Below are 24,461 nucleotides of genomic sequence, written 5' to 3'. Positions count from 1 at the left end.
CGGTGGGTGGCGCCCTCAGCCTTCCCAGGCTGTGAACGCTCACCTCTATCCGATCAGGCGACCTTCGCCAGCTTTTCCAGCATTGGCTTGGTCACCAGCACCACGCCGTTGGCGGTGCGTTCGAAGCGCTGGGCGTCGAGTTCGGCGTCTTCGCCGATCACCAGGCCCTCGGGCAGTTCGCAGCCGCGGTCAACGACGACCTTGCGCAGGCGGCAGCTGCGGTTGACGATGACGTCGGGCAGCAGGACGGTCTGGTCGACCTGGCAGAAGGAGTGGATGCGCACACTGGAGAACAGCACCGAGTTGCTGACCGTCGAGCCCGATACGATGCAGCCGCCTGAAACCATGGTGTTGATCGCCAGGCCGTGCTTGCCGTAGGCGTCCTGCACGAATTTGGCCGACGGCAGCTGGCGCTGGCTGGTCCAGATGGGCCACTGGGTGTCGTAGATGTCCAGTTCGGGCGTGACCGAGGCCAGGTCCAGGTTGGCTTCCCAGAAGGCGTCGATGGTGCCGACGTCGCGCCAGTAGGGCACGGCGCCGGGGGTGGATGACACGCAGGACATGGAGAAGGGGTGGGCCAAGGCGCGGCCTTCGCGCACCACGCGGGGGATCACGTCCTTGCCGAAGTCGTGGCTGGAGCTGGGGTCGGCCAGGTCTTCCTTCAGGAGCTGGTAGAGGTAGTCGGCGTTGAACACGTAAATGCCCATGCTGGCCAGCGAGACGGCGTCGTTGCCGGGCATGGGCGGCGGGTCGGCGGGCTTTTCGACGAAGGCGGTGACGTTGCGCTGCTCGTCCACGGCCATCACGCCAAAGGCGGTGGCCTCCTGGCGCGGCACCTCGATGCAGCCCACGGTGCAGCCCGCGCCGTGCATGACGTGGTCCTGCAGCATCAGCGAATAATCCATCTTGTAGATGTGGTCGCCCGCCAGCACAACGATGTAATCGGGCTTGCTGGATTCGATGATGTCGATGTTCTGGTAGATGGCGTCGGCGGTGCCGCGGTACCAGGATTCCTCGTCCACGCGCTGCTGTGCGGGCAGCAGATCAACCATTTCGTTGAGTTCGGCGCGCAGAAAGCTCCAGCCGCGCTGCAGGTGGCGCAGCAGCGAGTGCGATTTGTACTGCGTGATCACGCCCATGCGGCGGATGCCGGAGTTGACGCAGTTGGACAGCGCGAAATCGATGATGCGGAACTTGCCGCCGAAGTACACGGCCGGTTTGGCGCGCGTGTCGGTGAGCTGTTTCAGGCGCGAACCGCGCCCGCCCGCCAGCACCAGGGCGATGGTGCGGCGCACCAGCATGTGGGGCTGCATGGCGCGGTCGGCGGCGATGTGGGCGGCGTCAGGGGTGTTCATGTCGTCTCCTTGGGTTCCTGGGGATGTTGTTGATCTGAAAGAGAAAATGGGATGGAAGAGGGCGGATCAGGTCATCACGCTGGGCGCGTCCATGCCGGTGTGTCCGGCGATGTCGGCGACGGCCTGCGCCAGCTGCACCAGCGGGGCCAGCGCTTCCTGCACCGGCGTGTCGTGCAGCGCCGGGTTGGCCTCGTGGCGCTCGAGGTAGAGCCGCAGCGTCGCGCCTTCGGTGCCTGTACCCGACAGGCGCAGCACGGCGCGCGAGCCGTCCTGCAAAATCAGGCGCACGCCCTGCGCGCGGCTGGTGCTGCCGTCCACCGGGTCGGTGTAGGCGAAATCGTCGGCGGTGGCGATGGTCTGTCCGGCCAGCGTCTGCCCGGCCAGCGTCGGCAGGCGCCCGCGCAGCGAGGCCATCAGGGCGTTGCCGGCTTCCAGCGGAATGGCCTCGTAATCGTGACGCGAGTAAAAACAGCGGCCGTCCTGCGCCCACACGCCGCGCACCAGGCCTTCGACCGTCTGGCCGGTGACAGCGATCAGGTTCAGCCAGAACAGCACCGCCCAGACGCCGTCCTTTTCGCGCACGTGGCTGGAGCCCGTGCCATAGCTTTCCTCGCCGCACAGGGTGATGCGCCCGGCGTCCAGCAGGTTGCCGAAAAACTTCCAGCCCGTGGGCGTTTCGTAGGCGGGAATGCCCAGGCGCGCGGCCACGCGGTCGCTGGCGGTGGACGTGGGCATGGAGCGCGCCACGCCCGAAAGGCCCGCCGCGTAGCCCGGCAGGCGGGTCGCGTGGGCGGTCATGACGGCCAGCGAATCCGAGGGCGAGACCGGGAAGCCGCGCCCGACGATCATGTTGCGGTCGGCGTCGCCGTCGCTGGCGGCCCCCATGTCCGGGGCGTCGGCGGCCATCATGTGCGCGATCAGGTCTTCGGCGTTGACCGGGTTGGGATCGGGGTGCAGGCCGCCGAAATCCTCCAGCGGCACGGCGTTGACCACGGTGCCGGCCGGGGCGCCCAGCTCGCCCTCGATCAGGGCCTGGGCGTAGGGGCCACCCACGGCGTTCATGGCGTCAAAGCGCAGACGGAATCCCCGGGCGAAGAGGGCGCGGATGGCGTCAAAATCAAACAGGCCGCGCATCACCGCGATGTAGTCGCGCAGCGGATCGATGACCTCGATGCTGCAGCCTTCCAGCGTGTGCGTGCCCAGGGCATCCAGCGGGATGTCGGCGCCGTCGCAGGTGGTGATGCGCTCAAGCTGGCCGCTGCGCGCGGCGATGGCCTCGGTGATTTTCTCGGGGGCGGGGCCGCCGTTGGCGCCGTTGTACTTGATGCCGAAATCGCCATCGGGGCCGCCCGGGTTGTGGCTGGCTGACAGGATGATGCCGCCGCTGGCCTGCTGGGTGCGGATCACCGCGCTGGCCGCGGGCGTGGACAGGATGCCGCCCTGGCCGACCAGCACGCGGGCGTAACCGCGCGCCGCCGCCATTTTCAGGATGGACTGGATGGCCACGCGGTTGTGGAAGCGGCCGTCGCCACCGACGACCAGGGTCTGGCCGCTGGCGGAGCCGTCCGGGCCGTGCAGCACGTCGAACAGCGCCTGGACAAACTGTTCCAGATAGCCAGTCTGCTGGAAGACGCTGACTTTTTTGCGCAGTCCCGAGGTGCCGGGTTTCTGGCCGTCAAAACGGGGGCTGGGGGTGTGGATGAGGCTCATGCGCGGTCCGGGGGCGTTGCGGGTTGGGAAAGCGGCGGGGAGATCGAATCAGGTGACGACACGAAAAGGCGCAGCGACTGCGGGGGGAGATGACTTTCGCTGGCGTTCTGGGCCAGCGCCAGTGGCTCGGTCCAGGTGACGCCATCGGGCCGGGCCAGCTCCACAGCCTGATCGCCCGCATTGAGGGCCAGCAGCACCTGCGGCGAGCCGTCCAGCGGCAGCAGGTGCAGCATCAGGGCGCGGGCGCTGTCCCAGGCGTCGCCCTGCAGCGGCTGGCCGTCCGGGCGCAGCCAGCGGGCGATGACGGCGCCAGCCGCTTCATGCGGGGCGGGCAGGGCGGCGTCGGCGGCCAGCCACCAGCGTGGGCTGTGCAGGGCGGGCAGGCGGCGGCGCAGGGCCAGCAGCGCGGCGATGTGCTCCAGCAGTCCGGTGTCGGCGTGGGCCCAGTCCAGCCAGGTGGTGGCGTTGTCCTGGCAGTAGGCGTTGTTGTTGCCGCGCTGGCTGTGGCCAATTTCGTCGCCCGACAGTAGCATGGGCGTGCCCAGGCCCAGCAGCAGCGTGGCCAGCAGCACGCGCTGCTGGCGGGCGCGGGCGGCGTTCACGGCCGGATCGTCGCTGGGGCCTTCGGTGCCGTTGTTCACGCTGAGGTTGTCACCGTGGCCGTCGCGGTTGTGCTCGCCGTTGGCCTCGTTGTGGCGCTGGCTGTAGCTGACCAGATCGCGCAGGGTGAAGCCGTCGTGCGCGGTGATGAAGTTGACGCTGCTGCTGGCGCTGCGTGCGCCAAACACGTCGCTGGAGCCCGCCAGGCGGCAGGCCCACAGTCCGGCGCTGGTGGCGCCGTGCAGCCAGAAGGCGCGCATCACGTCGCGGAAGCGGTCGTTCCATTCCAGCCAGCCGCTGGGGAAGGCGCCCAGCTGGTAGCCGCCGGGGCCGATGTCCCAGGGCTCGGCGATCATCAGGGCGCCCTGCAGCTGCGGGTCCTGCGCGATGGCGGCCAGCAGCGGCGCGTGGCCCGAGAACTCGCCCGGCGCGCCCTGCATCAGGCCATGCGCGCCGTCCATGGCACCGCGTGCCAGCACCGGCGCCAGATCAAAGCGGAAACCATCCACGCCGTACTGCGTCACCCACAGGCGCAGGCTGTCCATAACCAGGCGCTGCACCAGCGGCTGGCTCAGGTTCAGGCCGTGGCCGCAGCCGGTCCAGTTCTCGTAGCGCGCCCGGTCGCCGGCTCGCAGGGGGTAAAAGAGCGCGTTGTCCAGTCCGCGCAGGTGAAAGGTGGGGCCGAACTCGTCGCTTTCGGCCGTGTGGTTGTAGACCACGTCCAGAATCACCTCGAAGCCCGCCGCGTGCAGCGCATCGATGGCGGCCCGCAGCTCCTGGCGGGCGGCCTGCGGCGTGCTGGCGTAGCGCGGCTCCGGGGCGCTGAAGGCCACCGGGTTGTAGCTCCAGTGGTTGACGAGGCCCATGGCCAGCAGGCGCGGCTCGTCGGCGCGGCAGGCCACGGGCATGAGGCTGACGGTGGTCACGCCCAAGCGCTTCAGGTGCGCCATGACGGCAGGGTGGCCCAGCGCGGCGTAGCGTCCGCGCTGGGCGGGCGGCACGTCGGGGTGCAGGGCGGTCAGGGCCTTGACGTGGGCCTCGTAAATCACGCGTTCGTGCGGCGCAATGCGCGGGCGCGCGCCCTGCGGCACCTCGGGCAGCGGCGCGACCACGCGGGCCTTGAGCGCCGTGGCGGCGTTGTCGCGGCCATCGGGTTTCTGGTCGGGCGCTGGCGTGCCGTTCGGGACATGTCCGCCGTGGATGTCGCTGCCGTCGTACTGGCCGACGACCTCCATGGCGCAGGGGTCCAGCAGCAGTTTGGCCGCGTTGTAGCGCAGGCCCTCGCGCGGGGCCCAGCGGCCGTGGGCGCGAAAGCCGTAGACCGCGCCCGCCACGCCGCCCTGGGCCGCAGGCACAAAGCCGTGCCAGACGCCCGCCGTGCACACGGGCAGATCGTGGCGGGTTTCGTGGCCCTGGGCATCAAACAGGCACAGCTCCACGCGGGTCGCCGAAGGGGCGATCACCGCGAAGTTGACGCCATCCGCCGCCAGACAGGCACCCAGCGGGTGGGGCTGTCCGGGGAGCAGTTGGCGGGGCGAGATATCAGTCATCAGCGGCGTTTTCAAGGGTTTCAGGCCACGCGGCGCAGCAGCACGCAGGCCAGTGGCGGCAGGGTCAGGCTGACCGACTGCGCCATGCCGTGCGCAGGCGCGCCATCGCTGTCCACGCCCGGCGCGTTGCCCGGGCCGCAGTGCACGCCGCTGCCACCGTAGCGGCTGTCGTCGCTGTTGACGATCTCCTGCCAGTGGCCGCCCTGCGGCACACCGATGCGGTAATCGTGGCGCACCACGGGCGTGAAGTTGCACACCGCCACGATGGCGTGGCCGTCGCGGTCCAGGCGCTGGAAGGCGATCACCGACTGGCCCGCATCGTCGTGGGCGATCCAGGCGAAGCCCTGGCCTTCGATGTCCAGCTCGTGCAGGGCGCGTTCGCTGCGGTAAGCGTGGTTGAGATCGCGCACCAGGTCGTGCACGCCCTTGTTGACGGGCTGCTCCAGCAGGTGCCAGGGCAGTTCGCCCTGCGCGGCCCATTCGCTGCCCTGACCGAACTCGCTGCCCATGAAGAGCAGTTTCTTGCCCGGATACGCCCACATGAAGCTGTACAGCAGGCGCAGGTTGGCGAAGCGCTGCCAGTCGTCGCCGGGCATGCGCGCCAGCAGCGAGCCCTTGCCGTGGACGACCTCGTCGTGCGACAGCGGCAGCACGAAGTTTTCGGTGAAGGCGTACATCAGCCCGAAAGTGAGCTGGTTGTGGTGCCAGGAGCGGTGCACGGGCTCGTTGCCCATGTAGTTCAGCGTGTCGTGCATCCACCCCATATTCCACTTGTAGTGGAAGCCCAGGCCGCCGCTGTTCAGATCGTCGGAAGGCGGGCGGCTGACGCCGGGGAAGGCGGTCGATTCCTCGGCCAGGGTGATGGCGCCGGGGCGCTCGGTGCCGACGACGTGGTTCATGCGGCGCAGGAAGGCCATGGCCTCCAGGTTCTCGCGGCCGCCATAGCGGTTGGGCAACCACTGACCTTCGCTGCGGCTGTAGTCGCGGTAGAGCATGGACGCGACCGCGTCCACTCGCAGGCCGTCGATGCCGTAGCGCTCCAGCCAGTACAGCGCGTTGCTGACCAGGTAGTTGCGCACTTCGATGCGGTCGAAGTTGTAGATCAGCGTGTTCCAGTCCTGGTGGAAGCCTTCCTTGGGGTCGGCGTACTCGTACAGGTGGGTGCCGTCAAAACGGGCCAGGCCGTGCGCGTCGGACGGGAAGTGCGCGGGCACCCAGTCCAGGATCACGCCCAGCCCGGCTTCGTGCGCCTTGTCGACGAAGTAGCGGAAATCCTCCGGCGTGCCAAAGCGCGAGGTCGGCGCAAACAGGCCCACGGGCTGATAGCCCCAGGAGCCATCAAAAGGGTGCTCCGACACCGGCAGCAGCTCCAGGTGCGTGAAGCCCAGCCCGGCAACGTAAGGCACCAGGCTGTCGGCCAGCTCGCGGTAGGACATCCAGCGCCAGCCCTCGTTCTTGCGCCACGAGCCCAGGTGGACCTCGTAAATGGACAGCGGCTGATCCAGCGCGTTGGCGCGCTGGCGCTCGGGCGACATGGGGCGGCGCTCGGGCAGGGGGTGGACGATGCTGGCAGTGTCGGGGCGCAGTTCGGCGCGGAAGGCGTAAGGGTCGGTCTTGAGCAGGCGCTCGCCCTGCGCCGAGATGATCTCGTACTTGTACAGATCGCCTGCCTGAACGTGCGGCACGAATATTTCCCACACCCCGCACTCGCGGCGCAGGCGCATGGGGTGGCGGCGGCCGTCCCAGCCGTTGAAGGGCCCGATGACCGACACGCGCCGGGCGTTGGGCGCCCAGACGGCGAAGGTGGTTCCGGCCACATCGCCATAGACGCGCGGGTGCGCACCCAGCACCTCGAAGGGGCGCAGGTGCGAGCCTTCACCCAGCAGCCAGATGTCCATGGGGCCCAGCACCTCGCCGAAGCGGTAGGCATCTTCGATGATCGTGGTGACGGGTGCCTCTCCCGGCTGGTGCACGCCCCAGGTGACGCGCAGCAGGTGGTCAAAGCGCTTTTTGCGCCGGCCCATGGTGCCGCCAAAAATGTCGGTTGGGCCCAGTCGCTCCAGGCTGGCGACTTTTTTGCCGCCCGCGCGGTCGAGCACATCGACGGCGATGGCGCCGGGCAGCATGGCGTGCACCCAGAGCTGGCCGTCCTTCTCGTGCAGGCCCAGCACCGAGAACGGGTCAGCGTGGCTGCCCTGCTGGAGGGCGCGGAGTTCGTCGTTGTTCAGCATGGCGGTCCTTGCGTCGTGGCCTGTATCGCCAAGGATGATAGCGCCATCACCCACCGCATCCGCCTCGCAGCCGGGCACCCCAGGCTAAACCCGCAAGGGGGTTTCCCGGGGGGAAATGCCTTATTGCGCCAGAGACGCGCGCGCTGTCGTGCTGGCTGACCCGCTGATCAGCCCGCCATCCCCTGCGCATCAAACACGCCCTCGAACAGCGCCGAGCTGAGATAGCGCTCGCCGGAATCGGGCAGCACGACGACCAGGGTCTTGCCCGCGTTCTCCGGTTTCTGCGCCAGGCGCACGGCCGCTGCCGCAGCGGCGCCGCAGGAGATGCCGACCAGCAGGCCTTCTTCGCGGGCCAAGCGGCGGGCCATGGCGATGGCTTCGTCGCTGCTGACCTGCTCGACGGCATCGACCATCGCCAGATCCAGGTTTTTGGGCACGAAGCCCGCACCGATGCCCTGGATTTTGTGCGGGCCGGGCTGCACGGGCTCGCCCGCGCGCGTCTGGGTGATGACGGGGCTGTGCGTGGGTTCGACCGCCACGGTGGTGATGGCCTTGCCGCAGGTCTGTTTGATGTAGCGTGACACGCCGCTGAGCGTGCCGCCCGTGCCCACGCCGCTGACGAAGATGTCGATGGCGCCGCCCGTGTCCTGCCAGATTTCCGGGCCGGTCGTGGCTTCGTGGATGGCCGGGTTGGCGGGGTTGTCGAACTGCTGCAGCAGCACGTAGCGGGCCGGGTCGCTGGCCACAATTTCTTCGGCTTTGGCGATGGCGCCCTTCATGCCTCTGGCGCCTTCGGTCAGGACCAGTTTTGCGCCGTAGGCCAGCAGCAGCTTGCGCCGCTCGATGCTCATGCTGTCGGGCATGGTGAGCGTCAGCGGGATGCCGCGCGCAGCGGCGACAAAGGCCAGGCCAATGCCGGTGTTGCCGCTGGTGGGCTCGACAAGTTCGCGGCCCGGTGCGCTGGCCCCGACCAGGCCGCGCTTTTCGGCGTCCCAGATCAGCGCGGCGCCGACGCGGCATTTGACCGATCCGGCGGGGTTGCGGCCTTCGATTTTCGCGAGAACGGTGGCCTGGGCGCCGTCGGTCACGCGGTTCAGGCGCACCAGCGGGGTGCGGCCTATGGTCAGGGCGTTGTCGTCAAAAATGCCGGGGGATAGCGTCTGGGTCATGAGCGGCTCCTGCGCAAGGGTCATCAAAACCCCATGCTAGCGCATCGCCCGGCGGCTTCAGAATGGCAGCGGCAGACCTCAGAACTGCAAAGGCAGGTGCGACAGCGGCTTGACCTCGCGCAGCACGATGCTGGAGCGCAGGTGCGTCACGCCCGGCAGGCGCACCAGCACCGACTGCAGCAGGCGCTCGTAGCTTTTGATGTCCTGGGTGAGCACGGTCAGGACGAAATCGGCCTGGCCGGTGGTGCTCAGGCAGTGGACGATGGACGGGCAGGCGCGCACCTGATCCTCGAACTCCTGGACCAGACTGGCGCTGCGGCGGTCCAGGTTGACCTCGACCATCACCTGCAGGCCCAGCCCCACTTTTTCGCGGTCCACGACCACGGTGTAGCCTCGGATGACGCCGCCGGCTTCCATGTCCTTGATGCGCTTCCAGCAGGGCGTGCTGGACAGCCCGACCTGCCGGGCCAGCTCCTGCACGGTCTGGCGGGCATCGTCCTGCAGCGCCTGCAGCAGCTGCAGGCTGGCGCGGTCCAGCGAGCTCATGGCAGATTTCTCTCCGAAATCGATGAAGTGGCAAAAATTATTTCACGACCAAGGGTTTTCCGGGGGGAAAAGAAGGAAGCTGATCCGGGGGCTGATCCTTACTCTGGCGCGACAGAACAACAGCCACAACAGCGCCCGCAGGAGGCGCCATGAGCGCCATTGTCCGCACCGATTACCGCCTGAAAGACAGTCTGTGGGCCCGCAGCGCGTCGAATCCGATCCCGAGCGCGCGGTGCCGGGCGGGTTCGGGATGTGGTACGGCAAAGGCCCCAGCGCGCTCAAGCAGGTGCGCATCAACACCCAGCAGGCCGACGCGGTGCTGGCCTGTGATCTGGTCGAAAAACGGCCAGGCGCCGCGCAAGATCACGCTATCGGGCCGCTGGGCGCGGGCGCTGGATGCGCTCTGGCCCGTGCTGGCCCGGAAGGCCGGGCTGATGCAGCAATGGGCCGCGTTTGCGGTGCTGGCCCAGTGACCGAAAACGCTCAGGCGTGAGCGGCCTGCGGTGCGGTGTCGGACAGGTCTTCGGCTTCCAGCTCGCCATTCAGGGCGGCGTGCAGCTTGTCCTTGTCCAGCGCGCCTTCCCAGCGTGCCACGACAATGCCGGCCACGGCGTTGCCGGTCAGGTTGGTCAGTGCGCGGCATTCGGACATGAAACGGTCGATGCCCAGGATCAGCGCCATGCCTTCCACCGGCAGGCCGGGCACCACCGACAGCGTGGCGGCCAGGGTGATGAAGCCCGCCCCTGTCACGCCCGCAGCGCCTTTCGAGCTCAGCATGGCGACCAGCAGCAGCACGATCTGGTGCTCCAGCGTCAGGTGGATGTTGCAGGCCTGCGCGATGAACAGCGCCGCCATCGTCATGTAGATGTTGGTGCCGTCCAGGTTGAAGGAATAGCCTGTGGGCACCACCAGGCCGACCACCGAACGCGCGCAGCCCGCACGCTGCAGCTTCTGCATCAGGGTGGGCAGGGCGGCTTCGGACGAACTGGTGCCCAGCACCAGTAGCAGCTCTTCACGGATGTAGCGGATCAGCTTCAGGATGGAGAAACCGTTGTAGCGCGCCACGGCGCCCAGGATCACCAGCACAAAAATCAGCGAGGTGGCGTAGAAAGTCAGGATCAGAAAGAGCAGGTTGGTCACCGAGCCCACGCCGTACTTGCCGATGGTGAAGGCCATGGCGCCAAACGCCCCGATGGGCGCGAACTTCATCAGCATCGCCACCAGCTTGAAGACCGGCGTGGTGAGCTGGTGGAAGAAGTTCAGCACCGGCACGCCGATCTCGCCGATGCTGGCCAGCGCCAGACCAAACAGCACGGCCACGAACAGCACCTGCAGGATGTCGCCGCTGACCAGCGGGCTGACCAGCGTGGCCGGGATGATGTTCATCAGAAAGCCCGTCACCGTGCTGTCGTGCGCCTTGGTGACGTAATCGGCGACCTTGCTGGAATCGAGCGTGGCCGGGTCGATGTTCAGGCCGCTGCCGGGCTGGACGATGTTGCTGATGATCAGGCCGACGATGAGCGCCAGCGTCGAGAAGGTCAGAAAGTAAATCATCGCTTTGCCGATGACGCGACCGGTCTGGCGCATGTCGCGCATCCCGGCGATGCCGGTGACGACGGTCAGAAAAATCACCGGCGCGATGATCATCTTCACCAGCTTGATGAAGGCGTCGCCCAGCGGCTTGAGCGCCTCGCCGTAACTGGGAAACCAATGGCCCAGGGCGATGCCCAGCGCGATGGCGATGAGCACCTGCACATAAAGGATCTGGTAGAAGCGGGGACGGGCCTGTGGCTCGCTGGGGGCAGTGGGAATCATGACCACGGGAGTTCCTTGGGGGCTGAAACAGAAAAGGTTGCGCGTCCAGACGCTGAAAAGCGGCTGGAAATGGCCACTGTTCGCGCTGTCACGGGTCGAGTATGCCCCAGCCCGGAGTGCGCACCCCCGTGGCCGAGGGCAGAACCAGGGATGATGCCAGGCCCCGCCACCCGTGCTAGAATGCGCGGGTTTTGCCGGATAGCGGCAGAACAAATCGCAAGTTCCGGCACCCAAAGGTGCTCCTGCAGTGCAGGGGTGACAGCCGGACTTAAGACCCAACCTTTAGACAATTCGGAGTGGCTTATGCCCGTCAGTATGCGTGACATGCTGGAAGCCGGTGTTCATTTTGGACACCAGACGCGCTTCTGGAACCCCAAGATGGCCCCTTACATCTACGGCCATCGCAACAAGATTCACATCATCAACCTGGAAAAAACCGCCCCGATGTTCGAGGCGGCGCTCAAGTTCGTGCGCCAGGTGGCAGCCCGTCGCGGCACCATCCTGATGGTCGGCACCAAGCGCCAGGCGCGTGACGTGGTGGCCGCTCAGGCCGCCCGCTGCGGGATGCCTTTCGTCGAACAGCGCTGGCTGGGCGGCATGCTGACCAACTTCAAGACGGTCAAGGGCTCGCTGAAAAAGCTCAAGGACATGCAGGCCGTCGTCGAGGCCGGTACCGAGCAGATGATCAAGAAGGAAGCCCTGCTGTTCCAGCGCGAGCTGACCAAGCTGGAAAAAGACATCGGCGGCATCCAAGACATGAACGTGCTGCCTGACGCCATCTTCGTCATCGACGTCGGCTATCACAAGATCGCCATCGCCGAAGCGCAGAAGCTGGGCATTCCTGTCATCGGCGTGGTGGACACCAACCACTCGCCCATCGGCATCGACTACGTCATCCCCGGCAACGACGACTCGGCCAAGGCCGTGGCGCTGTACGCCATGGCGGTCGCCGAAGCCGTTCTGGAAGGCAAGAACCAGGCCGTGAACGAAGTCGTCCAGGCCGTGCAGGAAGCTGCTGAAGGCGACGAGTTCGTCGAGGTCAGCGCCAGCTGAACCGCCTGACCCGGCCAGCAAGGAAGGGGCTTGTGGCCCCTTTTTTGCAGCCGAACTGTCCGAAAACCTGACAAGGAGAACCCCCATGACCGCCATCACCGCCTCCATGGTCGCCGCCCTGCGCGCCAAAACCGACGCTCCCATGATGGAGTGCAAGAAAGCCCTGACCGAAGCCGCTGGCGACATGGACAAGGCCGAAGAGCTGCTGCGCGTCAAGCTCGGCAGCAAGGCCAGCAAGGCCGCCGACCGCATCACCGCCGAAGGCGTGATTGCCTCCGCCGTCTCCGGCGACACCGGCGCGCTGATCGAAATCAACTGCGAAACCGACTTCGTCTCCAAGAACGACGATTTCCTGGCCTTCGCCAACGCCGTGGCTGCCCTGGTCGCCAGCAGCAACCCGGCCGACGTGGCCGCGCTGTCGGCCCTGCCGCTGAGCCTGGCCGGTTTCGGCCCCACCGTCGAAGACGTGCGCAAGGGCCTGATCGGCAAGATCGGCGAGAACATGTCCATCCGCCGCTTCAAGCGCTACGCCGCTGGCGGCCAGCTGGCCAGCTACCTGCACGGCACGCGCATCGGCGTGATCGTCGAGTTCACCGGTGACGCCGTCGCTGCCAAGGACGTTGCCATGCACGTGGCCGCCATGAAGCCCGTGTCGCTGTCCAGCAGCGAAGTGCCCTCCGAGCTGATCGACAAAGAGCGCAGCGTCGCCACCGCCAAGGCCGACGAAGCCAACCGCGAGCTGGTCGCCGCTGGCAAGCCCGCACAGAGCGCCGAGATCGTCACCAAGCGCATCGAAGGCGCCGTGCAGAAGTACCTGAAAGAAGTCAGCCTGCTCAACCAGGTCTTCGTGAAGGCGGCTGACGGCAAGCAGACGGTGGAACAGATGCTCAAGGACAAATCCACCGCCGTGAAGGGTTTCACCCTGTACGTGGTGGGCGAGGGCATCGAGAAGAAGGTGGACGATTTCGCCGCCGAAGTGGCCGCCCAGGCCGCTGCCGCTGCTGCTGCGGCCGCCGCACGCGGCTGACGCAACAGGCCTGCGCCGCGGGGTGCAGGCCGCTTGTCCCCACTGCCCACTGCCTTGCCTTAACTCAAGAAGATTCCCCCTGACTGACCGGAGCCCGCCATGACCGCCTACAACCGCATCCTGCTGAAACTGTCGGGCGAGGCCTTGATGGGCGACGATGCCTTTGGCATCAACCACGACGTGATCACCCGCACCGTGCAGGAGATTGGCGACGTGACGGCCCTGGGCTGCCAGGTGGCGGTGGTGATCGGCGGGGGCAATATTTTTCGCGGCGTGGCCGGCGGCTCCAAGGGCATGGATCGTGCCACTGCCGACTACATGGGTATGCTGGCCACCGTGATGAACGCGCTGGCGCTGGCCGACTGCATGCGCGTCAACGGCATCACCGCGCGCGTGATGTCGGCCATCAGCATCGACCAGGTGGTCGAGCCCTATGTGCGCCCCAAGGCGCTGCAGTATCTGGAAGAAGGCAAGGTCGTGGTGTTTGGCGCCGGGACCGGCAACCCCTTCTTCACCACCGACACCGCCGCCGCGCTGCGCGGTGCGGAAGTCGGGGCCCAGGTGGTGCTCAAGGCCACCAAGGTGGACGGCATTTACACCGCCGATCCCAAAAAAGACCCCCAGGCGCGGCGCTACGATACCATCACCTTTGACGAGGCCATGTCGCGCAACCTGCAGGTGATGGACGCCACGGCCTTCGCCCTGTGCCGCGACCAGAACCTGCCCATCCGCGTGTTCAGCATCCTCAAGCCCGGCGCCCTGCGGCGCGTGGTCATGGGCGAAGCCGAAGGCACGCTGGTGACGCAGCACTGACACAATCCGCCTCGACCCGTATTTCTCCGGAGACGACATGAGCCTGCCAGACATCAAATCCAACGCCCAGGACAAAATGGGCAAGACCCTTGAATCGCTCAAGACCGATCTGCAGAAGATCCGCACCGGTCGCGCCCACCCGGGCATCCTGGACCAGGTCAGCGTCGATTACTACGGCTCCCCCGTGCCCATCAGCCAGGTGGCCAACGTTAGCGTGCTGGATGCGCGCACGCTCAGCGTCCAGGCCTGGGAAAAGGGCATGGCGCCCAAGATCGAGAAAGCCATCCGCGAAAGCGATCTGGGCCTGAACCCCAGCGCCCAGGGCGACCTGCTGCGCATTCCCATGCCCGCCCTGACCGAAGAGCGCCGCCGCGATCTGAGCAAAATCGCCCGCCACGCCGGGGAAGAGGCCAAAGTGGCCATACGCAATCTGCGCCGCGACGCCAACGAGCAGGCCAAAAAACTGCTCAAGGACAAGGACATCTCCGAGGACGACGACCGCCGCAGCCAAGACGACGTGCAGAAGCTCACCGACCGCTTCGTGGCCGAGATCGACAAGCTGATCCAGGCCAAGGAAGCCGACATCATGGCGGTGTGATGGCTGCCGGCTGGCTGCGCAAGCGCCTGGCGCGCGATTCCGCGGTCTCGCAGACCGCCACGGCGGCGCTGCAGGGCGCTGCAGACGATTCGGCCGTGCCACGCCACATCGCCATCGTCATGGATGGCAACGGGCGCTGGGCCAAAAAACGCCACCTGCCGCGCGTGATCGGCCACAAATACGGTGTGGACGCGCTGATGCGCGTCATCCGCCTGTGCGCCGACCGGGGCGTGCGCCACGTCACCGTGTTTGCTTTCTCGTCCGAGAACTGGAACCGCCCCGAGCAGGAAGTCTCCGGACTGATGGGCCTGTTTTCGACGGCGGTCGCGCATTATCTGCAGAAGATGAACGAAGAAGGCGTGCGCATCCACATCGTGGGCGACCGCAGCCGCGTGGCCGACAGCGTGCTGGCGTCCTGGCGGCAGGCCGAAGAAGCCACCGCTGCCAACACGCGCATCAGCGTCACCGTCGCCTTCAACTACGGCGGCCGCTGGGACATCGTCCAGGCCTGCCAGCAGGCGCTGCGCGACGGTCTGGCCCCTGAGGCCCTGACCGAAGAGGCACTGTCTGGCTACATGGCCATGCGCCATCTGCCCGACCCCGACCTGTTCATTCGCACCGGCGGCGAATACCGCATCAGCAACTTTCTGCTGTGGCAGAGCGCTTACACCGAGTTTTTCTTCAGCCCCACGCTGTGGCCGGATTTCGACGCCGCCGACATCGACGCGGCGCTGGCCAGCTACGCCGGGCGCGAACGCCGCTTTGGCCGGGTGCTGGACGCGGCTGCGCCACCACCGTCTTCCTCTTCCGTATCCCCGTCGCCCTGAGGGCGGCTCAACTGTCGCAGGCCTATGCTCAAGCACCGCATCATCACCGCCGTCGTCCTGCTGGTGCTGCTGGTCGCCAGCCTGCTCACCTCCACGCGCGCCGAGCCGCTGCCCTTTTTCACGCTGATGGCCGTCATGGTCACCGCCGCGAGCTGGGAGTGGATGCGCATGAACGGCGCGCCGCTGCGCCACCAGATCACCGGCCCGGCCGTGGTCGCGCTGCTGTGTCTGGGCATGATGGCCGTGGGCTGGCTGCTGCCGGTGTGGGTCTGGCCCTGGCTGGGCGTGCTGTGGCTGATTCTGGCCGCTGCGGGCCTGGTGCTGGGGCCGCGTCACTGGCTGTCGGTGCCGCTGCGCTGGCGCTGGTCGCTGGGCTGCGGTGCGCTTTTCGTGCTGTGGTGCGCGCTGGCGCAAAGCTATGTGCTGGGGCTGAACTTCCTGTTCTCGGTGCTGGCGCTGATCTGGGTGGCCGACACGGCGGCCTATTTCGGCGGCAAGCGCTTTGGCCGCTTCCGTCTGGCGCCCAGCATCAGCCCGGGCAAAACCTGGGAAGGGGCCTTTTTTGGCCTGCTGGGCGTGCTGTGCCTGGCCGGGATCTGGGTCTGGATCGACGGCTGGCTGCTGGGCGCGGTGGGCGAGATGCCGGTTGATGCGGCGCAGCTCAGCCAGATGATGGCGGGCGCGGCGGACAGTGGCGCCTTCGAGACCAGTGTCATCAATGTGCACAGCCTGTTCAGCGTCATCCAGGCCAGCTGGGACTGGCAGGGCCTGGTCTACGCGGTGATCGCCCTGACGGTAATGAGCATCGCGGGCGATCTGCTGGAATCGCTGGTCAAGCGCGCGGTGCAGGTCAAGGATTCCAGCGCGCTGCTGCCCGGTCACGGCGGGGTGCTGGACCGCATCGACGCCTGGCTGCCTGTGCTGCCTTTTGCGCTGGCGCTGATGTGGCTGACCGGCAATCTGTGAGGACTGCGCCATGATCTCGTCCGCTCAGTCTGTTCAAAGCGTCTGCATTCTGGGCTCGACCGGCTCGATCGGCGTCAACACGCTGGACGTGCTGGCGCGCCATCCGGAGCGCTATCGCGTGGTCGCGCTGGCCGCGCACCGCCAGGTGGACGCGCTGGTGGCGCAGTGCCTGCAGTGGCGCCCGCGCTGGGCGGTGCTGGCCGATGCGGCGCTGGCGCAGACCGCCCAGCAGCAGCTGCGCGCCGCCGGATTGGCCACCGAGGTGCTCTGCGGCCCCGAGGCCCTGGTGCAGGTGGCGCAGGCGCCCGAGGTCGATACCGTCATGGGCGCGATTGTCGGTGCGGCGGGCCTGGCGCCCTGCATGGCGGCCGCCCGCGCGGGCAAACGCCTGCTGCTGGCCAACAAAGAGGCGCTGGTGGTCGGCGGGGCGCGCTTCATGCGCGCCGTGCGCGAGGGTGGGGGCACGCTGCTGCCCATCGACAGCGAGCACTCGGCGATTTTCCAGTGTCTGCCGCAGGACGCCACGACCTGGTCCGGCGTCATCGACCACATCGTGCTGACGGCGTCGGGCGGGCCTTTCCGCCAGCGCGATCCGGCCAGCCTGAAAGACATCACCCCCGATCAGGCCTGCGCCCATCCCAACTGGGTGATGGGGCGCAAGATTTCGGTCGATTCGGCGACCATGATGAACAAGGCGCTGGAAGTCATCGAAGCGCGCTGGCTGTTTGATCTGGCCCCGGAGCAGATCCGGGTGCTGATTCACCCGCAGAGCATCGTGCACTCGATGGTGGTCTGCCGCGACGCCTCGGTGCTGGCGCAGATGGGCTCGCCCGACATGCGTGTGCCCATCGCTTACGGCCTGTCCTTCCCCGAGCGCATCGCCAGCGGCGCACCCGCGCTTGATCTGCTGGGCTGCGGCGCGCTGACGTTCGAGGCGCCGCTGCGCGAGCGTTTTCCCGGCCTCTTCCTGGCCTGGGACGCCCTGAACGCGCCGCAGGGCACGACGGCGGTGCTCAATGCCGCCAACGAGGTCGCCGTGGCGGCGTTCCTGGACGGGCAACTGCGTTTCACCGACATCCACCGCGTCAATGCCGCAACGCTGGAACTGCCGCTGTGGTCGCGCGAGCTGTCCGGGCCGGACGAGGCCAGCGACGGCGTGGACGACCTGCTGGCCGTGGACGCTCTGGCGCGCGCTGAAGCGCAGCGCCTGGTGGCACAATACCGCGCATGATGTTGACCACGCTGCTGGCTTTTCTCTTCACACTGGGCGTGCTGGTGGTGGTCCACGAGTACGGCCACTACCGCGCTGCTCTGGCCTGCGGCGTGCGCGTGCTGCGCTTCTCGGTGGGCTTCGGGCCGGTGATCGCGCGCCTCAAGCGCCAGCGCGGCCCGGACACCATCGAATACGTGATCTCCGCGCTGCCGCTGGGCGGCTATGTGCGCATGCTGGACAGTCGCGAGGGCGAAGTCGCCCCCGAAGAGCGCGAACGCGCCTTCAACCACCGCCCGCTGCGCCAGCGCGCCATCATTGTGGCGGCCGGGCCGCTGGCCAACTTCGCACTGGCGGTGCTGCTGTATGCGGGCGCCGCCTGGATCGGCCAGAACGAGGCGCTGCCCGTGGTCTCCGCGCCCAGCAGCAGTTCGGTGGCCTTCCACGCGGGCCTGCGCGCGGGCGACCGCGTGGTCTCAGCCAGCAGCACGTCCGACAGCATCGACGACGCCACGCCCATTGACACTTTCACCGATCTGCGCTGGCGCTTCTCGCAGGCCAGCCTGTCGCAGGAGCCGCTGTGGCTCAATGTGCTGCGTCCGGGCAGCACGCAGACGCGCCAGATCCAGATTCCGCCCACGCCCGGCAGCTCGGATGTCAGCACCGCCTGGCTGGCCGATCAGGGCCTGGGCCGCCCCTGGGCCGAGCCCCGGGTGGAAGAGGTCGAACCCGGCAGCGTCGCTGACGAGGCCGGACTGCAGGCGGGCGATCTGGTGCTGGCCACCCATGGCGAGGCCGTGCCTGATGCGGCCACGCTGGTGCGCCGCATCGCCGACCATGCCGCAGCAGGCGGCGCCCCCATGCAGTGGCGCGTCCTGCGCGATGGCCGCGAGCTGGACCTGTCCCTGCAGCCCCGCTTTGACGAGGACACCGGCCGCGCCCGCGTGGGCGTGGTTCTGCCCGCCCCGGCGATGGCGCTGGTGCGTCAGGACCTGCTGGGCGGGCTGTCCCAAGGGCTGGAGCGCACGCGCGATGTCTCGGTGATGACGCTGACCATGCTGGGCCGCATCCTCACCGGCGAAGCCTCGGTGCGCAATATCAGCGGCCCGGTCACCATCGCCGATTACGCCGGGCGGTCGGTCATGATCGGCGCGGCGGCCTTTCTGGGCTTCATGGCCATGGTCAGCGTGTCCTTGGGCGTGATGAACCTTTTGCCGCTTCCGATGCTCGATGGAGGGCACCTGGTCTATTACGCCTATGAGGCGGTCGCGGGCCGTCCCGTCAGTGACGCGTGGCAGCAGCGCCTGCAGAAAGCCGGTGCCAGCGTGCTGCTGCTGATGATGGCGGTGGCGCTGTTCAACGATGTCTCCCGGCTGATGGGCGCCTGAGTCGTGATACAAACACGCCCGGCCCCCGGCCTTTCCCCTGCCAGATTTGCGGAGTTTCATGAATCCTGATCGTTTCCTGCGCGCCCTGCCTGTGGCGCTGGCCAGTGCCTTTGTCGTCCTGCCCGGTGTGGCGTCGGCCGTCCAGCCCTTTGCCATCTCCCGCATCGACGTCGAGGGCCTGACCCGCACCGATCCGGCCACCGTGCTGGCGGCGCTGCCTTTCAAGGTCGGCCAGACCTACACCGACGACGGCGGCACGGCCGCGCTGCGCGCGCTTTTTGCCACCGGGCTCTTCAACGACGTGCGTCTGGACGTGCGCGGCAGCGCCCTGGTGGTCGTGGTGGCTGAGCGGCCTTTTGTGTCGTCCATTGACATCGAGGGCATGAAGGAATTCCCCAAGGACACCGTGCTGCCCGCCCTGAAAAGCGTGGGTCTGGCCGTGGGCCAGCCCGTCAGCCAGGCGGTGCTCGACCGGGTCGAGCAGGAACTGCGCCAGCAGTACCTCAGCCGCAGCCTGTACGGCGCGCAGGTCACCGCCAGCCTGCTGCCTGCCGGACCGGACCGCGTGCGCGTGGCGATCAAGGTCAGCGAGGGAGGGCCTGCGCGCATCACGCGGCTGCACATTGCGGGCAACAAGGCCTTCAGCGAATCCACGCTGCTGTCCGAGATGAGCCTGGGCGCCACCGGCGTGTTCAGCTGGATCAGCAAGAACGACCGCTACAGCCGCGAGAAGCTGGACGCCGATCTGGACAAGCTGCGCCAGTTCTACCTGCGCCGCGGCTATCTGGATTTTGATGTGCTGTCGCCGGACGTCAGCATCTCGCCCGACCGCCAGAACATCGACATCAATATCACGGTCAGCGAAGGCCGCCCCTACACGGTGAGCGGCGTGGCGCTGTCGGGCGATTTTCTGGGCCGCGATGCCGAGTTCGCCAGCCTGATCACCGTCCAGCCTGGCAAAACCTACGACGCCGACCAGGTCAAGGCCAGCCAGGAGGCCATCGCCAAGCGCTACTCGGGCTACGGTTACGCCTTTGCCGACGTCAGCATCACGCCGCAGCTGGACCGTGCCAACGGCCTGGTGCAGCTCACCGTGCGGGCCGATCCGCGCCAGCGTGTGTATGTGCGCCGCATCAACGTGTCGGGCAACGCGCAGACGCGCGACAGCGTCATCCGCCGCGAAATGCGCCAGCTGGAAGCCGGCTGGTACGACGCCGAAAAAATCCGCCTGTCGCGCGACCGCATCGACCGCCTGGGCTTTTTCTCGGATGTGGCCATCAACACCAAACCTGTTCCCGGCTACCCCGACCAGGTCGATCTGGACGTGGCGGTGACCGAGCGCTCGACCGGCAACGTGAACCTGGGCGCGGGCTACTCGCAGACCGAGAAGTTCTCCATCCAGGGTTCGCTGACGCTGGACAACCTGTTTGGCACGGGCAACCTGTTCTCGACCGAACTCAACACCAGCAAATACTCGCGCAGCCTGGGCTTCCGCCTGGTCCAGCCTTACTTCACGCAATCGGGCATTTCGCGCTCGCTGGACGTGGGCTACCGCACCTCGCGGCCCTTCAACAGCACCGCCACCAGCTTCGAGCTGGCGACGCTGAACGCCGCCGTGCGCTTTGGCATCCCGGTGTCGGAAACCGACCGCGTTTTCCTGGGCATCGGCGCCGAGCAGAACATCATCGGCACTTCCGACACGCTGCCACTGGCTTACCAGCAGTACGCGCTGCAGTACGGCCGCCGCAGCACCGCCATACCGCTGACGCTGGGCTGGGAGCGCGACCAGCGCAACAGCGCGCTGGCGCCCACCTCGGGCTCCTACCAGCGCCTGAACCTGGAGCTGAGCCCCTTCTCGGCCTCGCGCTACGCCCGCCTGAACGCGCAGGCGCAGCAGTACGCCGAACTCCCGGCTGGCATGAGCCTGGGCCTGAACGCCGAACTGGGCTACGGCAAGGGCCTGGGCGGCAGCCCGTACCCCTTCTTCAAGAACTTCTTTGGCGGCGGTCTGGGCTCGGTGCGTGCCTTTGACCAGGGCTCGCTGGGCCGTGTCGATCCGACTGGCGTTTACCTGGGCGGTACGCGCAGCGCCAACGTCAACGCCGAGCTGTACGTGCCGGTGCCGGGCACCGGCCGCGACCGCACGCTGCGCTTCTTTGGTTTCATGGACGCGGGCAACGTCTGGGGCGCTGACGAGCCCATCACGACCGCCACCGTGCGCGCCTCGGCCGGCGTGGGCCTGAGCTGGCTGTCGCCTGTCGGACCGCTGAGCCTGAGCTACGGCCGCCCGCTGCGCTCGCTGCAGGGCGACCGCATCCAGAAGTTCCAGTTCCAGATCGGGACGGCCTTCTGATGGATACCGCGTCGCGTCGCGATGCCGTCGCAGCGGGTCTGGCGCTCGCGGCGGCAGCCGTTCCGGCTGTGGCCGGGGCTGCGGGAGCTGCGGCCAGCAGCTCCGACCCCATCAAGATCGGCTTTGTCGATTTTGATCGCGTCCTGGCCGAAGCCCAGCCCGCCAAGGTGGCGCAGCAGCGCCTGGAGCGCGAATTCGCCCGCCGCGAAAAGGCGCTGGACCAGGAGGGAGAGCGCCTCAAGACCGCCTACGCCCAGCTCGACCGTGACGGCCCGACGCTGGCCGCCGCCGATCGCGCCAGACGCGAACGCAGCCTGGCGCAGGACGACCGCGATTACCAGGTCAAGCGGCGCTCCTTCCAGGACGATCTGGCGCAGCGCAAAAACGAAGAGCTGTCCAGCGTCATTCAGCGCGCCAATGCGGTCATGAAGCGCATTTTCGACCGCGAAAAGTTTGATCTGATCCTGCAGGAAGCGGTCTTTGTCAGCCCGCGCATCGACGTCACCCAGAAAGTCATCGACGGGCTGAACAGCAGCACGCCGCCCACGCCATGAGCGCGGGCGCGAGCGCGGCGCAGGCCCGCCCCTGGGACGGCCACGCCAGCGCGGGCGAGATCGCCCGTGCGCTGGGCCTGCCGATTCAGGGCGACGCCAGTGCCGCCATCCACCGCATTGCGGGCCTGTCGCAGGCGAAATCCGGACAAATCAGCTTTCTGTCACAGGCTCGTCTGGCGCCGCAGCTGGACAGCACGCAGGCCAGCGTGCTCATCGTGCGGCCCGACCAGCTCGTGCGCGCGCAGGCCAACCCGGCCGTGCACGCTGTGCTGGTCAGCCCTGACCCTTATCTGTCCTACGCCCGCCTGACCCAGTGGTGGGTGCAACGCCACCAGCCGCTGCGGGAGCAGCAGGTGGCCGCACTGCCGGAAGCGTCGCCGCCCGCCAGCTGCCGCATCCATCCCAGCGCCGTGGTCGATGCACGCGCGCGCCTGGGCGAGAACGTGACGGTGGACGCGCTGGCGCACATCGCCGCAGGTGCGGTGGTCGGGCCGGGCGCCCGGGTGGGCAGCCACTGCGTGATCGAAGCGGGCGCTGTGCTGGGCGCGGACAGCGTGATGCGCCCGCGCGCCACCCTGGCCCGGGACTGCCGCACGGGCCAGCGCGCCCTGCTGCAAAGCGGCGCCGTGATCGGCGGCGACGGCTTTGGCTTTGCGCCGGAGCAGGGCCGCTGGGTCAAGATCGAACAGCTCGGCGGCGTGCTTCTGGGTGACGACGTCGAAATCGGCGCCAACACCTGCGTGGACCGGGGCGCGCTGGACGACACCGTGATTGAGGATGGCGTCAAGCTCGACAACCTGGTCCAGATCGGCCACAACGTCCACATTGGCGCCCACGCCGCCATGGCCGGATGCGTCGGCGTGGCGGGCAGCGCCCGCATTGGCGCGGGCTGCACGGTCGGTGGCGCGGGCATGGTCCTGGGTCACCTGGAACTGGCGCCGGGCGTGCACATTTCCGCCGCCAGCCTGGTCACCAAATCCATCACCCAGCCCGGCGTGTACACCGGCGTTTTCCCCATCGCTGAAAATGCCGTCTGGGAGAAAAACGCCGCCACGCTGCGCCAGCTCTCCCGCCTGCGGGACAAAGTGCGCAAACTGGAGCGCGGCGGCCCGGACTGACAGCGAGCCATGCCCACCGAAGCCAAAATCCAGGGCCCCGCGTCCTACTTCCCCAGCATCGAAAAGACATACGGCCAACCCATCAGCCACTGGCTGGGCCTCGTCGCGGCCTTGGGCGACATGAAACACATGGAGCGCGTGGCCTGGCTGAAAACGCAGTACGGCCTGGGGCATGGCCACGCGAATGCGGTTGTGGCCTATGTCATGGCCCGGGGCGGGGCCGATAAGAAACCCTGAGCGAATGCCGGATCAGGCTTTGAATACGATAAGGGGCAAATGCCCGGATGTAATGTTCATCGATGTCGATGCCCCAAATGATGCGGTTGCCATTACTTTGATGGTGGCGCATCTCAATCTGTCGTCGTCAACCACTTCGGAGACGCTGACTCAGATGCTGCGCATCAGCAACAAGGTGCCTGCGACCGGACGGACTGTGCAGCAGGCTTCCACCTTCACTCACGCTGACGGCACATCCATCCCCGGCGCGGGGTGCAGCGGGCGGAATGCGGGGCGAAGGGGCAGGGCGGTGCCGCAGTCGTGGCGGGACCAGGCGGGGACCTGGACGCGCACTTCAGGCGCGGTGCCTTGGGGACCGGGCAGGGCAGTCAGGCGCAGGGTGTAGAGCCAGTCGGCGCCCCGGAAGGATTTGCGGACCAGCTCGGCGCTGAGCACCGGGCGGGCGGCGCTCCCCGGGGGGATGCCTTCGTCCGCGATACACAGATCAGCCGGGCGCAGCAGCCAGTGCGGCGGGCCGCCGTCGGGTGCGGCGATTTCGGGCAGCACGCCCGGGCCAAAGCCCAGCGCCTGACCCAGCGCGGGCGAGATCAGCGTGCCGCGTCCGACAAAATCGGCGGCGAAGGGTGTGGCCGGTTGCAGATACAGATCCTGGGGCTCGCCCCACTGCTCCAGCCGCCCGGCGTTCATGACGCCGACCTCGTCGGCCAGGGCAAAGGCCTCGCTCTGGTCGTGGGTGACCAGCAGCGTGGTCGTCTGCGACTGGCGCAGGATCTGGCGCACCTCGTGGGCCAGACGCTCGCGCAGCTCGACGTCCAGCGCGGAAAAAGGCTCGTCCAGCAGCATCACGCGCGGCTGTGGCGCCAGCGCCCGCGCCAGAGCCACGCGCTGCTGCTGGCCGCCGGAGAGCTGGTGGATGGGCTCGCGGGCCAGATCGGCCAGGCCGGTCATCTCCAGCATCTGCGCGACGCGGCGCTCGCGCTCGGCGCGCGTGCGGCGGTGCAGGCCAAAAGCGATGTTCTGATCCACCCGCAGGTGCGGGAAGAGGGCGTAATCCTGGAACATCATCCCGACCTGGCGCTGCTCGGGCGCCACGCCGCTGACGTCGGTTCCGGCCACGCGGATGCGCCCCTCAGCCACCGGCACCAGGCCCGCGACGGCGCGCAAAAGCGACGTTTTGCCGCAACCCGACGGCCCGATCAGCGCGGCGATGCGGCCGGCACCGAGCGCCAGCGAAACGCCCTGCACGGCGGGGGGCGCGCTGCCGTAGCGGATGGTGAGGGATTCGAGGTTCAGGCCCATTTTTCTTCTATCATCCGGGATTCTGTGGCAATCAGGAATCAT

General features: G+C 67.7%; 21 protein-coding genes. 13 read left to right on the top strand and 8 right to left on the bottom strand.

Annotated elements, in window-relative coordinates:
* Positions 1 to 53: 53 nt before the first annotated feature.
* From glgC to RV045_RS01735, 6 genes are all read right to left on the bottom strand, one after another.
* Entirely contained in the window at positions 54 to 1,355 is a 1,302-nt protein-coding gene (gene glgC / locus RV045_RS01760) for a glucose-1-phosphate adenylyltransferase (RefSeq protein WP_423234040.1), read from the bottom strand.
* Positions 1,356 to 1,421: 66 nt separating this feature from the next.
* Positions 1,422 to 3,065, bottom strand: coding sequence for an alpha-D-glucose phosphate-specific phosphoglucomutase (locus RV045_RS01755; protein WP_423234039.1), 1,644 nt, complete (start codon positions 3,063 to 3,065; stop codon positions 1,422 to 1,424).
* Positions 3,062 to 5,215 carry a glycogen debranching protein GlgX gene (gene glgX / locus RV045_RS01750; protein WP_423234038.1) on the bottom strand — a complete coding sequence of 718 codons (2,154 nt, stop codon included), beginning with the start codon at positions 5,213 to 5,215 and terminating at the stop codon, positions 3,062 to 3,064. Before glgX ends, RV045_RS01755 begins: the two co-directional genes overlap by 4 nt.
* A gap of 20 nt (positions 5,216 to 5,235) precedes the next feature.
* The gene (gene glgB / locus RV045_RS01745; protein WP_423234037.1) at positions 5,236 to 7,446 is read right to left on the bottom strand and encodes a 1,4-alpha-glucan branching protein GlgB; all 2,211 of its coding nucleotides are present in this window, start codon (positions 7,444 to 7,446) and stop codon (positions 5,236 to 5,238) included.
* Between the two features lie 167 nt (positions 7,447 to 7,613).
* Positions 7,614 to 8,615: a cysteine synthase A gene (cysK, locus tag RV045_RS01740; RefSeq protein WP_423234036.1), complete on the bottom strand. Its 1,002-nt coding sequence runs from the start codon at positions 8,613 to 8,615 to the stop codon at positions 7,614 to 7,616.
* Between the two features lie 78 nt (positions 8,616 to 8,693).
* On the bottom strand, positions 8,694 to 9,161 hold the full coding sequence (locus RV045_RS01735) for an Lrp/AsnC family transcriptional regulator (RefSeq protein WP_423234035.1): 468 nt from the start codon (positions 9,159 to 9,161) through the stop codon (positions 8,694 to 8,696).
* On the opposite strand from RV045_RS01735, the gene RV045_RS01730 reads away from it, so the two are divergent.
* Positions 9,160 to 9,654 carry a hypothetical protein gene (locus RV045_RS01730; RefSeq protein WP_423234034.1) on the top strand — a complete coding sequence of 165 codons (495 nt, stop codon included), beginning with the start codon at positions 9,160 to 9,162 and terminating at the stop codon, positions 9,652 to 9,654. The two genes, RV045_RS01735 and RV045_RS01730, sit on opposite strands and share 2 nt — an antisense overlap.
* Here RV045_RS01730 and RV045_RS01725 read toward each other — a convergent pair.
* Positions 9,645 to 10,976, bottom strand: coding sequence for a dicarboxylate/amino acid:cation symporter (locus RV045_RS01725; RefSeq protein ID WP_423234033.1), 1,332 nt, complete (start codon positions 10,974 to 10,976; stop codon positions 9,645 to 9,647). The two genes, RV045_RS01730 and RV045_RS01725, sit on opposite strands and share 10 nt — an antisense overlap.
* Positions 10,977 to 11,279: 303 nt before the next feature.
* Here RV045_RS01725 and rpsB point away from each other — a divergent pair, with 303 nt between their 5' ends.
* The 12 genes from rpsB (at position 11,280) to RV045_RS01665 (ending at position 23,120) form a co-directional block, all read left to right on the top strand.
* Complete coding sequence (rpsB, locus tag RV045_RS01720) at positions 11,280 to 12,029, top strand: 30S ribosomal protein S2 (protein WP_423234032.1); 750 nt, start codon at positions 11,280 to 11,282, stop codon at positions 12,027 to 12,029.
* Positions 12,030 to 12,114: 85 nt separating this feature from the next.
* Positions 12,115 to 13,056, top strand: coding sequence for a translation elongation factor Ts (tsf, locus tag RV045_RS01715; RefSeq protein ID WP_423234031.1), 942 nt, complete (start codon positions 12,115 to 12,117; stop codon positions 13,054 to 13,056).
* A gap of 99 nt (positions 13,057 to 13,155) precedes the next feature.
* Positions 13,156 to 13,869 (top strand): UMP kinase, encoded by a 714-nt coding sequence (gene pyrH, locus RV045_RS01710; protein WP_423234030.1) that lies wholly within the window; start codon positions 13,156 to 13,158, stop codon positions 13,867 to 13,869.
* Between the two features lie 37 nt (positions 13,870 to 13,906).
* Complete coding sequence (frr, locus tag RV045_RS01705) at positions 13,907 to 14,467, top strand: ribosome recycling factor (RefSeq protein WP_423234029.1); 561 nt, start codon at positions 13,907 to 13,909, stop codon at positions 14,465 to 14,467.
* Complete coding sequence (gene uppS, locus RV045_RS01700) at positions 14,467 to 15,294, top strand: polyprenyl diphosphate synthase (RefSeq protein ID WP_423234028.1); 828 nt, start codon at positions 14,467 to 14,469, stop codon at positions 15,292 to 15,294. The genes frr and uppS overlap by 1 nt, the downstream gene beginning before the upstream one ends.
* A 24-nt stretch (positions 15,295 to 15,318) precedes the next feature.
* Positions 15,319 to 16,260 carry a phosphatidate cytidylyltransferase gene (locus tag RV045_RS01695; protein ID WP_423234027.1) on the top strand — a complete coding sequence of 314 codons (942 nt, stop codon included), beginning with the start codon at positions 15,319 to 15,321 and terminating at the stop codon, positions 16,258 to 16,260.
* A gap of 10 nt (positions 16,261 to 16,270) precedes the next feature.
* Positions 16,271 to 17,491 carry a 1-deoxy-D-xylulose-5-phosphate reductoisomerase gene (locus tag RV045_RS01690; RefSeq protein ID WP_423234026.1) on the top strand — a complete coding sequence of 407 codons (1,221 nt, stop codon included), beginning with the start codon at positions 16,271 to 16,273 and terminating at the stop codon, positions 17,489 to 17,491.
* The gene (gene rseP, locus RV045_RS01685) at positions 17,488 to 18,858 is read left to right on the top strand and encodes an RIP metalloprotease RseP (RefSeq protein WP_423234025.1); all 1,371 of its coding nucleotides are present in this window, start codon (positions 17,488 to 17,490) and stop codon (positions 18,856 to 18,858) included. Before RV045_RS01690 ends, rseP begins: the two co-directional genes overlap by 4 nt.
* Positions 18,859 to 18,916: 58 nt before the next feature.
* The gene (gene bamA, locus RV045_RS01680; protein WP_423234024.1) at positions 18,917 to 21,211 is read left to right on the top strand and encodes an outer membrane protein assembly factor BamA; all 2,295 of its coding nucleotides are present in this window, start codon (positions 18,917 to 18,919) and stop codon (positions 21,209 to 21,211) included.
* Positions 21,211 to 21,765 (top strand): OmpH/Skp family outer membrane protein, encoded by a 555-nt coding sequence (locus RV045_RS01675; RefSeq protein ID WP_423234023.1) that lies wholly within the window; start codon positions 21,211 to 21,213, stop codon positions 21,763 to 21,765. The genes bamA and RV045_RS01675 overlap by 1 nt, the downstream gene beginning before the upstream one ends.
* Positions 21,762 to 22,883, top strand: a complete 1,122-nt coding sequence (lpxD, locus tag RV045_RS01670; protein WP_423234022.1) for a UDP-3-O-(3-hydroxymyristoyl)glucosamine N-acyltransferase — start codon at positions 21,762 to 21,764, stop codon at positions 22,881 to 22,883. Before RV045_RS01675 ends, lpxD begins: the two co-directional genes overlap by 4 nt.
* Positions 22,884 to 22,892: 9 nt before the next feature.
* Entirely contained in the window at positions 22,893 to 23,120 is a 228-nt protein-coding gene (locus RV045_RS01665) for a DUF4287 domain-containing protein (RefSeq protein WP_423234021.1), read from the top strand.
* A 219-nt stretch (positions 23,121 to 23,339) separates the two neighbouring features.
* Here the strand turns inward: RV045_RS01665 and RV045_RS01660 are convergent, their stop codons facing one another.
* Complete coding sequence (locus RV045_RS01660; protein ID WP_423234020.1) at positions 23,340 to 24,419, bottom strand: ABC transporter ATP-binding protein; 1,080 nt, start codon at positions 24,417 to 24,419, stop codon at positions 23,340 to 23,342.
* Positions 24,420 to 24,461: the final 42 nt, after the last annotated feature.

The sequence above is a fragment of the Amphibiibacter pelophylacis genome, assembly GCF_037688875.1.
Taxonomy (GTDB): Bacteria; Pseudomonadota; Gammaproteobacteria; order Burkholderiales; family Burkholderiaceae_C; genus Amphibiibacter; species Amphibiibacter pelophylacis.
Note: the sequence above shows the minus strand (reverse complement) of the source record. Positions and strands in the feature narration are given on the sequence as shown.

Excerpts from the sequence above, each read along its gene's own strand:
- glgC (WP_423234040.1), bottom strand. The coding sequence starts at position 1,355 with ATGAACACCCCTGACGCCGCCCACATCGCCGCCGACCGCGCCATGCAG.
- RV045_RS01755 (WP_423234039.1), bottom strand. The coding sequence starts at position 3,065 with ATGAGCCTCATCCACACCCCCAGCCCCCGTTTTGACGGCCAGAAACCC.
- glgX (WP_423234038.1), bottom strand. The coding sequence starts at position 5,215 with ATGACTGATATCTCGCCCCGCCAACTGCTCCCCGGACAGCCCCACCCG.
- glgB (WP_423234037.1), bottom strand. The coding sequence starts at position 7,446 with ATGCTGAACAACGACGAACTCCGCGCCCTCCAGCAGGGCAGCCACGCT.
- cysK (WP_423234036.1), bottom strand. The coding sequence starts at position 8,615 with ATGACCCAGACGCTATCCCCCGGCATTTTTGACGACAACGCCCTGACC.
- RV045_RS01730 (WP_423234034.1), top strand. The coding sequence starts at position 9,160 with ATGGCAGATTTCTCTCCGAAATCGATGAAGTGGCAAAAATTATTTCAC.
- RV045_RS01735 (WP_423234035.1), bottom strand. The coding sequence starts at position 9,161 with ATGAGCTCGCTGGACCGCGCCAGCCTGCAGCTGCTGCAGGCGCTGCAG.
- RV045_RS01725 (WP_423234033.1), bottom strand. The coding sequence starts at position 10,976 with ATGATTCCCACTGCCCCCAGCGAGCCACAGGCCCGTCCCCGCTTCTAC.
- rpsB (WP_423234032.1), top strand. The coding sequence starts at position 11,280 with ATGCCCGTCAGTATGCGTGACATGCTGGAAGCCGGTGTTCATTTTGGA.
- tsf (WP_423234031.1), top strand. The coding sequence starts at position 12,115 with ATGACCGCCATCACCGCCTCCATGGTCGCCGCCCTGCGCGCCAAAACC.
- pyrH (WP_423234030.1), top strand. The coding sequence starts at position 13,156 with ATGACCGCCTACAACCGCATCCTGCTGAAACTGTCGGGCGAGGCCTTG.
- frr (WP_423234029.1), top strand. The coding sequence starts at position 13,907 with ATGAGCCTGCCAGACATCAAATCCAACGCCCAGGACAAAATGGGCAAG.
- uppS (WP_423234028.1), top strand. The coding sequence starts at position 14,467 with ATGGCTGCCGGCTGGCTGCGCAAGCGCCTGGCGCGCGATTCCGCGGTC.
- RV045_RS01695 (WP_423234027.1), top strand. The coding sequence starts at position 15,319 with ATGCTCAAGCACCGCATCATCACCGCCGTCGTCCTGCTGGTGCTGCTG.
- RV045_RS01690 (WP_423234026.1), top strand. The coding sequence starts at position 16,271 with ATGATCTCGTCCGCTCAGTCTGTTCAAAGCGTCTGCATTCTGGGCTCG.
- rseP (WP_423234025.1), top strand. The coding sequence starts at position 17,488 with ATGATGTTGACCACGCTGCTGGCTTTTCTCTTCACACTGGGCGTGCTG.
- bamA (WP_423234024.1), top strand. The coding sequence starts at position 18,917 with ATGAATCCTGATCGTTTCCTGCGCGCCCTGCCTGTGGCGCTGGCCAGT.
- RV045_RS01675 (WP_423234023.1), top strand. The coding sequence starts at position 21,211 with ATGGATACCGCGTCGCGTCGCGATGCCGTCGCAGCGGGTCTGGCGCTC.
- lpxD (WP_423234022.1), top strand. The coding sequence starts at position 21,762 with ATGAGCGCGGGCGCGAGCGCGGCGCAGGCCCGCCCCTGGGACGGCCAC.
- RV045_RS01665 (WP_423234021.1), top strand. The coding sequence starts at position 22,893 with ATGCCCACCGAAGCCAAAATCCAGGGCCCCGCGTCCTACTTCCCCAGC.
- RV045_RS01660 (WP_423234020.1), bottom strand. The coding sequence starts at position 24,419 with ATGGGCCTGAACCTCGAATCCCTCACCATCCGCTACGGCAGCGCGCCC.